The organism is Staphylococcus sp. AtDRG32 (genome assembly GCF_004365845.1).
Taxonomy (GTDB): Bacteria; Bacillota; Bacilli; order Staphylococcales; family Staphylococcaceae; genus Staphylococcus; species Staphylococcus hominis.
The window spans coordinates 39,340-53,358 of sequence record NZ_SODE01000005.1 but is presented as its reverse complement, the minus strand read 5'-3'; the positions used below and the strand labels follow the sequence as shown (position 1 = coordinate 53,358).

The 14,019-nt window shown below is 29.8% G+C and carries 11 protein-coding genes; 9 read left to right on the top strand and 2 right to left on the bottom strand.

Annotation, left to right across the window (positions count from 1 at the left end; all coding sequences use genetic code 11):
• Positions 1-31: 31 nt before the first annotated feature.
• Positions 32-2,071: a cation:proton antiporter gene (locus tag BDW25_RS08090; RefSeq protein ID WP_002449154.1), complete on the top strand. Its 2,040-nt coding sequence runs from the start codon at positions 32-34 to the stop codon at positions 2,069-2,071.
• A gap of 190 nt (positions 2,072-2,261) precedes the next feature.
• Complete coding sequence (locus BDW25_RS08085; protein WP_002449140.1) at positions 2,262-2,909, top strand: metal-dependent transcriptional regulator; 648 nt, start codon at positions 2,262-2,264, stop codon at positions 2,907-2,909.
• A gap of 41 nt (positions 2,910-2,950) precedes the next feature.
• Here the strand turns inward: BDW25_RS08085 and BDW25_RS08080 are convergent, their stop codons facing one another.
• Entirely contained in the window at positions 2,951-3,694 is a 744-nt protein-coding gene (locus tag BDW25_RS08080) for a M50 family metallopeptidase (RefSeq protein WP_002449144.1), read from the bottom strand.
• A 178-nt stretch (positions 3,695-3,872) separates the two neighbouring features.
• Here BDW25_RS08080 and tarA point away from each other — a divergent pair, with 178 nt between their 5' ends.
• Complete coding sequence (gene tarA, locus BDW25_RS08075) at positions 3,873-4,631, top strand: N-acetylglucosaminyldiphosphoundecaprenol N-acetyl-beta-D-mannosaminyltransferase TarA (RefSeq protein ID WP_002455672.1); 759 nt, start codon at positions 3,873-3,875, stop codon at positions 4,629-4,631.
• 47 nt (positions 4,632-4,678) lie between these two features.
• Here tarA and tagH read toward each other — a convergent pair whose 3' ends face one another.
• Positions 4,679-5,473, bottom strand: a complete 795-nt coding sequence (gene tagH, locus BDW25_RS08070; protein ID WP_002449138.1) for a teichoic acids export ABC transporter ATP-binding subunit TagH — start codon at positions 5,471-5,473, stop codon at positions 4,679-4,681.
• A 314-nt stretch (positions 5,474-5,787) separates the two neighbouring features.
• Between tagH and BDW25_RS08065 the strand changes: the two genes are divergently transcribed.
• The 6 genes from BDW25_RS08065 to BDW25_RS08040 all read left to right on the top strand — a co-directional run bounded on the left by BDW25_RS08065 (position 5,788) and on the right by BDW25_RS08040 (position 13,829).
• Complete coding sequence (locus BDW25_RS08065; protein WP_002449143.1) at positions 5,788-6,600, top strand: ABC transporter permease; 813 nt, start codon at positions 5,788-5,790, stop codon at positions 6,598-6,600.
• A 222-nt stretch (positions 6,601-6,822) separates the two neighbouring features.
• Positions 6,823-7,917 (top strand): teichoic acid glycerol-phosphate primase TarB, encoded by a 1,095-nt coding sequence (gene tarB / locus BDW25_RS08060; protein WP_002449153.1) that lies wholly within the window; start codon positions 6,823-6,825, stop codon positions 7,915-7,917.
• Complete coding sequence (locus BDW25_RS08055) at positions 7,914-8,978, top strand: glycosyltransferase family 2 protein (protein WP_002449133.1); 1,065 nt, start codon at positions 7,914-7,916, stop codon at positions 8,976-8,978. The genes tarB and BDW25_RS08055 overlap by 4 nt, the downstream gene beginning before the upstream one ends.
• 105 nt (positions 8,979-9,083) lie before the next feature.
• Complete coding sequence (tagD, locus tag BDW25_RS08050; protein WP_002449131.1) at positions 9,084-9,482, top strand: glycerol-3-phosphate cytidylyltransferase; 399 nt, start codon at positions 9,084-9,086, stop codon at positions 9,480-9,482.
• Between the two features lie 293 nt (positions 9,483-9,775).
• On the top strand, positions 9,776-11,503 hold the full coding sequence (locus tag BDW25_RS08045) for an ABC transporter ATP-binding protein (protein ID WP_002455670.1): 1,728 nt from the start codon (positions 9,776-9,778) through the stop codon (positions 11,501-11,503).
• Between the two features lie 154 nt (positions 11,504-11,657).
• Complete coding sequence (locus tag BDW25_RS08040; protein ID WP_002455669.1) at positions 11,658-13,829, top strand: bifunctional glycosyltransferase/CDP-glycerol:glycerophosphate glycerophosphotransferase; 2,172 nt, start codon at positions 11,658-11,660, stop codon at positions 13,827-13,829.
• The last annotated feature ends 190 nt before the right edge of the window (positions 13,830-14,019 follow it).

Below are 14,019 nucleotides of genomic sequence, written 5' to 3'. Positions count from 1 at the left end.
CAAATTAAATATGAAATAATGGGGTGAAAGTTTGGAAATATTTGAAACGATTCTCATATTTCTAGCTGTTGTTATTGTAAGCTCCTTTGTTCATACTTTTATTCCTAAAGTACCTCTTGCATTTATTCAAATCATATTAGGAATGATCCTCTTTATATTGCCTGTACCAGTTGAATTCAATTTTGATTCTGAACTCTTTATGCTAGCGACCATTGCACCTTTATTATTTGTTGAAGGTGTTAATGTATCTAGGGTACATTTACGAAGATATATTAAACCTGTCATGTTAATGGCATTAGGTTTAGTAATTACTACCGTCATAGGTGTAGGGTTATTTATTCACTTAGTATGGCCAGATTTACCAATTGGTGCAGCGTTTGCGATTGCCGCAATTCTCTGTCCTACCGATGCTCCGGCAGTGCAAGCTATTACTCAAGGTAAAGTATTACCAAAAGGTGCAATGACGATTTTAGAAGGTGAGTCTTTATTAAATGATGCTGCAGGTATCATTTCATTTAAAATAGCAGTAGGGATACTTGTTACTGGCGCTTTCTCATTATTTGAAGCGATTCAACAATTCTTAATTGCTTCAATAGGAGGGGCCATTGTAGGATTGTTCATCGGTATATTACTTGTTCGATTCCGTCTAACGTTAACACGACGTGGTATTGAAAATATTAATATGTTTGTATTTCTTCAATTGTTAACACCATTTGTAACCTATCTTGTGGCAGAATTATTCCATGCTTCAGGTATCATTGCTGCTGTAGTGGCCGGACTTGTTCATGGTTTTGAACGTGACCGTATTGCTCAAACACGTACACGCCTTCAACTAAGTTATAACCATACGTGGAATATTTTAGGCTATGCACTAAATGGTTTTGTATTCTCGATACTTGGTTTCTTAGTGCCGGAAGTCATTGTAAAAATTATTAAAAGTGAACCACATAACTTACTTTTCTTAATAGGAATTACTTTATTAGTAGCATTGGCTGTATATGTATTTAGATTTATTTGGGTTTATGTACTATATCCTTTATTTTATCTATCAGTCAGTCCATTCCAAAAATTAATGAATGATGAGGGGACAAATACGAAAGAGAAACCACCTAAACGAAGTATGTATGCGTTAATTATGACATTTTGTGGTGTTCATGGAACAATTTCACTTGCCATCGCATTAACGTTACCTTACTATTTACAAAATCATGAAGCCTTTAAGTATCGTAATGATTTACTTTTTATTTCTTCAGGAATGGTTATCTTAAGCTTGGTCATTGCACAAATCATTTTACCTTTTGTTACGAAAAATGCACCTCAACCTAAAATAGGAAGTATGAATTTTAAAGAAGCAAGAATTTATATTTTAGAACACGTGATTGATTATTTAAACAAACATTCCTCCTTTGAAACAAGCTATCGATATGGAAATGTTATTAAAGAATATCATGATAAATTAACTTTCCTAAAATCAGTAGAAAAAGATGACGAGAATTCAAAAGAGCTTGAACGTTTACAACGCATTGCTTTTAACGTAGAAACAAAAACACTTGAAAAATTAGCAGATGAAGGCGAAATTACGGAAAGCATGCTAGAAAACTATATGCGTTTTGCTGAACGTACACAAGTTTATAGACAAGCTTCACTCATTCGTCGTATTATTGTTGGAATTAGAGGATTACTTTTGAAACGTCATATTCGTACACGTACAAATGCAGCTTCATCATTAAGTGTTACTGAAAACTTAATGGAACTTTCTAAAATCAATAAAAGAGTCCATTATAATGTTGTAAGCCGACTTGTGGAGGAGGCAAATGAAGACAATAAATTAGAAGTGGGTATGATATGTGATGGATATTTAATGAGAATAGACAACTTATCACCATCTAACTTCTTTAACACACGTTCTGAAGATTCAATTACTAAAATTAAGTTGAATGCTTTAAGAGAGCAACGTCGTATTTTAACTGAACTTATTAGTGATGAAGAGATTACAGAAGCGACAGCTTTAAAATTACGTGAGGCAATTAACTATGATGAAATGGTTATTGTAGACAGTTTAACTGACTAATTTAATAATTCAATAATGATTAATACTAAACCTAAGACAACTCGCTATGTCTTAGGTTTTTTTAAGTATAAATGGAAGGTTTAACATTGAAATTTAAGATATATTCCTCTTATTGTAAGATAATATAAGACAATCACATTACGCAACCATTCGTGATACAATAAGATGAAACTGTTTATGAGGTGAAATCATGTTAACTGAAGAAAAAGAGGATTATCTCAAAGCAATTCTAACTAATGGTGGTGATAGCGCTTTCGTTTCAAATAAAATATTATCTCAATATTTAGATATAAAACCACCTTCTGTAAGTGAAATGGTAAGTCGTTTAGAAAAAGCTGGATTTGTTGAAACTAAACATTATAAAGGGGTAAAACTCTCTAAAGAAGGTCTCTCTCATACACTCGATATTATAAAAAGACATCGTTTATTAGAACAATTTTTAATTGAAGTATTAAATTATAATTGGGAAGAAGTACATCAAGAAGCGGAAATTTTAGAGCATAAAATTTCTGACTTATTTTTAGAAAGGATAGATAAACTGTTAAATTATCCTGAAACTTGTCCGCATGGAGGAGTTATTCCAAGAAATTATATTTATAAAGAAAAGTATAATGACTCATTACTTGAATATGATGAAGGAGACATAGTAAACATTAAACGTGTTCGCGATAGAACGGATTTACTTGTTTATCTATCCAGTAAGCACATTTCAATTGGAGATAACATTGAAATAGTATCCAAAGATAAAACCAACAAAGTCATGATTATAAATAATGATACAACTATGACGATTCTAAGTTATGATAATGCAATGAATATATTTGTAGAGAAAAATTAAACAAACGGTCGTCTATTCAATTTGAATATGATGAGCCGTTTTTAAATCATAAATTTGTATATTAAATATAAAGAGAAACCGTTAATCATAATCCAAAATAGACTATAAAATAATGTTGGTAAATGTGTCAATTCAGCTAAAGTATTACCATCCCAATGTGTTTTTACTCTTTGGAAAGTCAATAATATAATTGTCCAACTAGATTGCAAAACTTCTCCTAATAGGACACCTAAGATAAGATGGCATAGGAGGACTACGATATAAAAAATCATAAATTGATTATTGCCTTGCAATAAAAAATACAATAATGAAATTAAAATGATTAAAACGATAATGGGAGACAATTTTCGAGATGTTAAAATAAGGTAATACATAAATATCAAACTATATAAGATTAAAAATAAGCTTGGATAGTTAAAATGAATGGTCCAAAAACCTATCATTAACATGATTGGTGGCATGACATATCCACCTAATGTCGTAATACATTGTCCAGTAACTGATTTAGATTGTGTTATTGCATAGCCTTGTTGTAACGTTTCTTTACGTTCACTAGGGTGTACAACAATGACAAGATCTTTAGCATGCCCCCCACTTAACTTATTAAATAGAATATGACCCATTTCATGAGTCAGTACTGGAATATAATTTAAATAAATATCTAAATATTGATTAAAAGAACAATGTCGATTTTGATGAATAATGATATAAGATATTGCTATAATAATGACTAAATAAATATTTAAGATAACAGTCGTAGTTAAAAATTGTTGCAAATAATCCATAATCAACCTCACGTTAATAGTGTGACTTCTATTATAAATCATTAAGATAAACTGGTCCTTTAGACTTTAGACGTATTTTTGAATACAATGGCAAAAATAATATATGATGAATAAGTTGAGGTTATTATAAATTCATTACAACATATAAAGAGAGTAAGAAAGCAGGGAGTTAACGTAAATGTATAGTTCAAAAAAGAAAAAAAACGATAAAGTAGATATATTAGGCGTACAATTCGATAATGTGACAATGTTGGATATGGTTGAAAATATTAAACATTTTTTTGAAAATAATACAAATGATAACTTGTTTATTGTAACTGCTAATCCTGAAATCGTAGTGTATGCTTCTGAACATGTAACCTATCGAAAGCTTATAAATAGTGCAAGTTATATCATTGCGGATGGTACAGGTGTAGTTAAAGCTTCTAATAGATTAAAACAACCATTAAAGCGACGTGTACCAGGTATTGAACTTATGGAAGAATGTATTAAAGTTGCACACGAGCAAAGTCAAAAGGTATATTTGTTAGGATCAAAAAATGAAATTGTTGCGCAAGCACAACACAAATTACAACAGAAATATCCTAATGTTACTTTTGAGTATCATCATGGGTATATTGACCTGTCAGATGAAACTGTAGTGAAAAGAATTCAACGTTTCAATCCTGACTATTTGTTTGTTGGAATGGGTGTTCCAAAACAAGAAGAATGGATTCAAAAAAATGAAAGTAATTTTAAGCATACAGTAATGATGGGCGTAGGTGGCTCATTAGAAGTGTTTAGTGGTACTAAAAAAAGAGCGCCTCGTCTTTTTAGAAATTTAAATATGGAATGGGTCTACCGATTACTTATTGATTGGAAGCGAATAGGTCGTATAAAAAGTATTCCTAAATTTATGTTTAAAGTTTGGAAATTGCAGAATAAGAAGAAAAAATAAAAGAGGATGAGACTTAAGCCTATGAATCACTTAGGTCTCTACCTCTTTTACTTTACAACAAAACGTTTTTCATCAAGTTGTTGTCTAAATGCTTTTTGATCTTTTTTAGATTTTTTCTTAAAATCTTTTAAAAATTGCTCATATTTAGGTAACACTGTATCTAATTCACCAAATTCTTTTAGCTTTCCACCTTCAATCCAAGCGATTTTAGTACAGAATTCACGCACTTGTCTGATATTATGACTTACAAAGAAAATCGTTTTATTTGCTTCTTTAAACTCATATATTTTATCTAAACATTTTTGAGTAAATGTTTGATCGCCAACAGATAGTGCTTCATCGATAACTAAAATGTCAGGATTAATAGTTACATTGATAGAGAAACCGAGTTTCGCACGCATACCGCTTGAATAGTTTTTAACAGGTTGATAAATGAATTCGCCAAGCTCACTAAATTCAATAACTTGAGGCATAAGTCTTTTAATTTCTTTCTTTTTAAACCCCATACAAAGCATTTTAAATTCAATATTTTCAATGCCCGTCAGTTTCCCATTTAAACCGGCATTAATGGCGATGACACTTACTTCACCATGACGATCTATATTTCCAGAACTTGGAGATAATGAACCACCAATCATATTGCTTAACGTGGATTTTCCTGAACCATTTATACCTACTAAACCAATCACATCACCTTCATAAGCAGTAATAGACACATCATTTAAAGCAAAGAAGGTTTTGTTTTTATTTTTAGGAATTAACGCATCTTTGATACGTTCTTTATTATTGCGATATATTCGATATTCTTTTGTCACATGATTTATGTTAACAGATACGCTCATGATTTTTCCTTTCTTATGATTTATTATATAGATTATAATACATCACTCAATAGTTGTTAAATTTATTAACCTAGTGTAAAGTGTATATGAGATTTTGTATCTTTTTTGTAAACAATATATTAATTTTACTTTCTTTTCTGAGTTAAGTCTATCCTAATAAAATTTTCGACTAATGTGTTGCGTAAATATATAATGGATTTATATGAATCATTTTAAACGTTGATTTAGAAATTTTATAATAAAACGATTTTAATCAGTAGTTAAAGAAATTAAAAGCCATTATGAATTTACAATTGAAAGTGTGGTTTAATTCAATGTCGGCAGTAGGAACTGTTTTTAAAGAACATATAAAAAACTTTTATTTAGTGCAACGACTTGCACAATTTCAAATTAAAATAACAAATACAAATAATTACTTAGGTATGGCTTGGGAATTACTTAACCCAGCACTTCAAATTATGGTGTATTGGTTTGTCTTTGGTATGGGGATTCGTAGTAATCAACCGATACATGGCATTCCATTTATTTTATGGTTACTAGTAGGAATTAGCATGTGGTTCTTTGTTAACCAAGGTATTCTTGAAGGTACGAAATCAGTATCTATGAAATTTAACCAAGTAGCGAAAATGAATTTCCCTTTATCAATTATTCCAACTTATATCGTAACAAGTAAATTTTATGGCCATATTGGCTTATTAGCACTTATTATTGCAATTTGTATGGGAAATGGCATTATGCCGTCTATCCATATTGTACAATTGTTAATTTACGTACCACTAACATTTTTCTTTGTGGCTTCTGTAGCACTTTTTACATCAACACTTGGAATCATTGTTCGTGATACACAGATGATTATGCAAGCATTACTAAGAATTTTATTCTATATGTCTCCTATTTTATGGATACCAAAAGATACTGGAATTAGTAGCGTAATTAATGACATTATGAAATTTAACCCCGTATACTTTTTAGCTGAGTCTTATCGCGCAGCAATTTTATTCCATCAATGGTACTTTATTGAACATTGGAGATTACTTCTTTATAATATTGTGATTATTATAGTATTCTTTGTATTAGGGTCTATATTACATCGTAGATATCGAGATCATTTTGCAGATTTTTTATAAAACGTGTGCTAGATAAATCAATACTTACATTTATTAGTAGAGAGCCTGAAATGTATTAGATTGCATTTCAAGCTCTTTAGCATATATATCATAAATAAATATAAAATATAGACGATGTCGATAGAGATGTATGTGAAAATGATAAGGAGTAGAGACAAAATCAATGTATTTCTGTCCTACTCTTTCTTTATAAATTATTTTATTAACGAGTAAGGGGATTAAATGATGACAAGAGTAGTGATAAAAAATATTTATATGACACTTATTACTATCGTAAACCAAATTTTTAGATTTAAACGACTAAAATCGAATCATATTGCGATTTTAATGACATTTCCCGAAGACGTTATGCCAATAATTGAGCAATTAAATCAGAAAGGGTATGAACTAACCGTCATTGCTAAAGAAAAAGAATGGGCTAAGCTAAAGCAATTTAAAAATGTATCTTTTGTTCCTGCCGGAAATAGTCATATAGTGAGACATATCAAGACGATAAGTACAGCAAAAGTGATTGTGATTGATACATATTATCTTATGCTCGGAGGGTATCATAAGAAAAAAGGACAGACCATCATCCAAACATGGCATGCCTCAGGTGCTTTAAAAAATTTTGGTTTAACGGATCATCAAGTAGATTTAAATAATAAAAAAATGATTCAACAATATAAAAGCGTTTATAATGCTACTGATTATTATTTAGTCGGTGGAGAAGAGATGAGTAGATGTTTTGAAAGTGCATTTGATGCTAAGAGCACTCAAATGCTTAAATTGGGTCTACCTCGATTAACCAAATATTTTAAATTAGACCTTAAGACGGAGCAAAAAAATTTAAAAAAATATTATAATGTTCCCAATAAATTAGCATTATATGTGCCTACTTATCGTGAAAATCAAATGGATAATCGTCAAATAGATAAAGTATATTTTGAAAAGCAATTACCCAATTATACTCTCATTAATCAACTTCATCCATCAATTCCTAATAGTGAGCATATTGCGACAACGTCAGAACTAATGATGATGGCTGATATTATTATTAGTGATTATAGCTCCCTACCAATAGAAGCTAGCTTACTCAATAAACCTACATTATTTTATGTGTTTGACGAAAAAGAGTATGAAGAGGTGCGTGGATTGAATCAATTTTATCGCGATATTCCAACATTTTATAAAGTGAAACATATAGATGAATTAGTAACTAAGATTAAATATAATGAAAAAGAAATAAAACCATTATTTAAACATTGGCATAAATATAATAGTGAAAAAAGCTTAGAAAACGTATTAAAATTTATTGAAAAGTTGGTGAAAGAATGAAATTAGCGGTTATTATTCCAGTATATAATGCTGAAAATACAATTCGAAAAGCAGTTAAATCGATTGATACAACACATGATGTAGAAATTATTTGTATTAACGATGGTTCAACAGATCGTACAAAACAAGTGTTAACTGAATTGCAAAAAGAAGTTAAACATCTCATTGTTTATCATCAAGACAATCAAGGAGCGGCAAAAAGTAGAAATATGGGTCTTTCTGCAATGTCAGATGATATCGATGCTTTTATGTTCTTAGATGCAGATGATCAATTTTTACCTGGAAAAATGGATCAAATGATTCAATATTATGAGAAAAATGATCATCTAGATATTGTGATTGGGCAAATCGGTAGAGGGATGCATGGTGACTGGAAAGTCATTCCAACACACGAAGACATTCATCGTGAAGCAATGGTTTCTTTAGCAGAAGCGCCAGAAATACTTCAATCTATTGGACCAGGTGGCAAGTTATTCAAAGCTAAATTTAATACACTAAGATTTGATGAAGATGTAGTATTTTGTGAAGAACATACATTTGTCACTCGTGCCTATTTAATGTCAAGGGATATCCAGCTAGTTCCTTTTATCGTATATGGATACAATGAGCGAGAAGGTTCTATTACAGATCAACGTGCAGATACATTTATATCTTACTTAGAAGATGCTAGAAAAGTTCGACGTGAAGTCATGGATATGTTATTACTTGTCAAAGAAAAAGCATATTATAGTTATCGAATGGATGACTTAATTGTCAGCTATCTCATTCAAGCTTATTTAATAAAATACAGTAAAGTGACACTTCAAATTATAGACAAAATCACTCAATATATCAGAGATATGCAACATACAAATTATTCTGGAGAAGCATTGTTTAGAATAGTACAAGCCGTAGAGCAAAGTGCGACTCATTGGACACGTGAGACCTATGAGTTATGGAGACATACACTTATTGAGGTAGGAATTGGGCGACCTGGTTTTTTACGTTTTCAAGCCCAAATAATGCCTAAAAAATTAGTATTTAGTGGAAAGCAATCATTGAAACGTATGATGAATAAGTAAATGATGAAAAGTCATGTCAATATAAAATTAATGGTATGTTAAATATATTTATGCTAAATTAAGATTATTAATTAATGTTAAAAATTTGTAAAGGAGAAAGGAAATATGAGAAGAGTCATTACATATGGTACATATGATTTATTACATTATGGTCATATAGAATTACTAAGAAGAGCTCGTGAAATGGGCGATTATTTAATTGTAGCTTTATCAACAGATGAATTTAACCAAATTAAAAATAAAAAATCTTATTATGATTTTGAACAACGTAAAATGATGTTAGAATCTATTCGTTACGTTGATTTAGTGATTCCAGAAGATGGATGGGGTCAAAAAGAAACAGACGTTGATCGTTATGATGTTGATGTTTTTGTTATGGGCCATGACTGGGAAGGTAAATTTGACTTCCTAAAAGACAAATGTGAAGTTGTATATCTAAAACGCACTGAGGGTATTTCAACAACTAAAATTAAACAAGAGCTATACGGAAAAGATGCAAAATAAATAATAATTTATTAAAGACACATATAGACACCTTAGAAGTTTAGCTATGTCTCAATCATTGGTTAAATCAAGTAGATAACAATAATTTTTTGATTTGACCCATCTTTTTGGGAGTGAACAGTGAATTCAAAACGAATTCTAGGGCACTCCTATTTTTATGTAATAAAACATTTTAAATAAAATGCTATACTAAGAACAACCGAATTACCAGTTAAAATACATTTAAATTAGGATAAATACTAAATATAATATCAAAAATACAAATACAAATTGATGACTAAAGAGGTTTATTTATGAAACAACACAATCCATTATTTTTTCTATTTAAACGATTGTCTTGGCCCTATGCTTTAATAATAACTGCTGTTATCATTTCTTCGTTAGGAAGTCTTAGCGGATTATTGATTCCACTGTTTACAGGTCGCTTAGTAGATAAATTTTCTACTAATAATATTAATTGGAATATTGTCGTTCTATTTGCAAGTATCTTTATCATTAATGCATTACTTAGCGGTTTAGGTATTTATCTCTTAAGTAAAATTGGAGAAAAAATGATTTATGGCATTCGTTCATTATTGTGGGAGCATATGATTAAACTGAAAATGCCATTTTTTGACAAAAATGAAAGTGGTCAGTTGATGAGTCGTTTAACTGATGATACTAAGGTCATTAACGATTTTATCTCTCAAAAATTACCACAATTACTACCAGCTATTATCACATTGATTGGTTCCATTATTATGCTGTTTATTATGGACTGGCAAATGACTTTACTGACTTTCATAGCTATTCCAATATTTATGGGTATTATGATTCCACTTGGAAGACGTATGCAAAAAATTTCAAAACATACCCAAGCAGAAATTGCCAATTTTAGTGGATTATTAGGTCGTGTATTGACAGAAATGCGTTTAGTAAAAATTTCTAATACTGAACAAAAAGAATTAAATAATGCACATTATAACTTAAATGAAATATATAAATTAGGTTTAAGACAGGCAAAAATAGTAGCGATTATTCAACCTATTTCAAGTGTGATTATGTTATTAATGATAGCCATTATTTTAGGATTTGGTGCAATTAGAATTGCTACTGGTGCTATTACAGCAGGTGCTTTAATAGCTATGATTTTTTATGTGATGCAGTTATCTATGCCGCTTATGAACTTATCTACACTAGTTACTGATTACAAAAAAGCTGTAGGCGCAAGTCAACGTATTTATGAAATTATGCAAGAACCCGTGGAACCGATGGAACAGTTAAACCCCATTGCTAATATCAACATTGAGAATGGAGCACTTGAATTTAATAACGTAGAATTTAAATATGATGTAAAAACGATTCTTGATTATATATCATTTCGTATACCTCAGGGCGATATTAGTGCGTTTGTTGGTCCTTCAGGTTCTGGGAAAAGCACTATTTTTAATTTAATTGAACGTATGTATGATATCGATAATGGTGATATTACATATGGTAATAAAAGTATTTACGATATTCCAATTACGAATTGGCGTAGCAAAATTGGATATGTCATGCAGTCAAACTCTATGATGACAGGAACAATTCGAGATAATATCTTATATGGTATTAACCGTACTGTCTCTGATGAAGAACTAATTAAATATGCAAAATTAGCGAATTGTCATGACTTTATTATGCAATTTGATGAAGGATACGATACATTAGTGGGCGAACGTGGATTAAAACTGTCTGGGGGTCAACGACAACGTATTGATATCGCTAGAAGTTTTGTGAAAAATCCAGATATACTGTTACTTGATGAAGCTACTGCAAATCTTGATAGTGAAAGTGAACAAAAAATTCAAGAAGCTTTAGAAGTATTGATGAAAGGTAGAACAACGATAGTGATTGCACACCGTCTCTCTACGATTAAAAAAGCAGGTCAAATTATTTTTATTGATCAAGGACGTGTGACGGGAGAAGGTACACATGACGAATTAATGAAATATCATGAGAAATATCATCAATTTGTGACTACACAAAATTTAAATAAATAATGGATATTGAACATCTAAATATCACGATGATAAAGTAATATATAATTTTACAGTGTAGATGAAAAAATCTTAGGCTGATAAGATATAGTTAGTACACAAACCCATTGCTTAAAAATTAATTGAATAAACATAAATAAAATTGGAGAGAATGATATTGAATAAACTATCAATAATTATTACATATTTTAATAGTGAAGAATATATTGAAGATTGTATTAATAGCTTAAAAAATCAAAGGAATCAAGATTTTGAGATTATTATTGTAGATGATGGTTCTACGGATCATTCAACACAAATCTTAAATAAAACGTTAGCATCTTATGATAAAGATGTGACGTTTATTCAACTTGAAACAAATACTGGTCATGCACATGCTAGAAATATTGCTTTGGACTCAGCAGAAGGTCAATACGTGATGTTTTTAGATGCGGATGATCAATTAGCCTCATATGCTATTGAATATTATTTGAATCATATCAATGGTTTAGATACATTAATTGCGCCGATACACAAATTTACAATGCAACGTCCTCAATATGTAGACAAGGATAAGATACGTTTGCAGTATCGATCACACCATTCATATCCTAATTCAATTTTAAGAAAAGAAACTGTATGTAATATTTTATTTAGAAATGCAATTATTAAAGCACATGACATTAAATTTAATGAAGATTTAAGCATTTTTACTGATAATTCATTTGTATTAGAGTATCTGAAATATGCTGAACATTTTGTTAGAATTGTTAATTTTCCGTTTTATTATCGTGGTGAAGTATATGATCCATTTAATGGTAATACACTAAGTGATCAAGATTTTATTGATAAATTTGAAGACTATACAAATAGTTTCTTTGATGCTATGCAAAGAACTACAAATAAAGAAGTTAAGAAATTTTTAGTCCAAAGAATGAAAAATGAAATTAAAAAAGGGTTTGATCCTTCGCTTAGAGATATTAAAGCAAGATATATTGCTTTAGAGGACACTCTAGTTAAAGTAGTAAAAGCACTAAAATGGAATATCATTAAAGATGGTAAGTTGTTATATAATCTTGAAATCATGTTTTTATCTATGAATGACATTGAGAATGCAAGATATGTGAATGAATTACGTAAAAAAACACGTTTATTTAAAAGTATTCTTACAAACAGTAAGATGAAAGAACGTGCTAAATATCAACTTACAGATAATGAAAATATAGTAGATCCACATACGATTGTATTTGAGTCATTTGGTGGCAAAAATTACAGTGATAGTCCAAAGTACATATATGAATATATGCAACAACACTATCCACAATATAATTATATTTGGGTCTTTTCTAAGCCTAATAACAATATTATTCCTGGAAATGCAACTAAGGTGAAAAAAGGATCCAAAGAATATTATGAAGCCTATGCTAAAGCGAAATACTGGATTTCAAATGCTCGATTACCATTGTATTTAAATAAAAAAGAGAATCAAGTGTATATTCAAACTTGGCATGGTACACCGTTAAAACGTTTAGCAAATGATATGAAAGTGGTAAGAATGCCAGGAACAACAACAGCAAATTATAAAAAGAATTTTTATACAGAAGCATCTCGTTGGAATTATTTAGTATCTCCAAACCGTTATTCTACGGATATCTTTAAATCTGCTTTTTGGATGGATGAAGAAAGAATTTGGGAAATTGGCTATCCAAGAAATGATGTATTAGTTACAAGACAAAATGATACTGAGTATATAGAACAAATTAAAAAAGATTTAAATTTACCGAAAGATAAAAAAGTTATTATGTATGCGCCGACTTGGAGAGATGATGAATTCGTTAAAAAAGGTCAATATTTATTTGATTTGAAAATAAATTTAGCTAATTTAAAAGAGCAAATTGGAGATGACTATGTCATTTTACTAAGAATGCATTATCTTATTGCAAATGCATTAGATCTAACTGGATACGATGATTTTGCTATTGATGTTTCAAATTATAATGATATTTCAGAATTATATTTAATATCTGATGCGCTTATTACTGACTATTCGTCAGTGATGTTTGATTATGGTATTTTGAAACGTCCTCAATTTTTCTTTGCTTATGATATTGAAAAATACGATAAAGGTCTTCGTGGCTTCTATATGAATTATATGGAAGATTTACCAGGAGAAATTATTACAGATGAATTTAAACTTGCTGAAGAATTAAAATATTTAGATACACATAAAGAAAAATATAAAGATAAAATTGAAGCGTTCTATAATGATTTTTGTTCAATTGAAAAAGGTCAATCTTCTCAATTTATAGCAGACTATATTAATAATGATATTCATGAAAATGAATCATAAAATCAAATAATATAAAGAATGGGAAATAGTTACTTTAAATTCGTTTTCCCATTCTTTTTCTATATAACCGTATTAAGTTTAAATGGTGTTTATGATAAATAACAACAAAAAAAAGAAATAGACAACTATTTTATTAAATATGTTATTTTAACGAACATTTTCTCATGGTATAATGTTAAATGTACTTTTT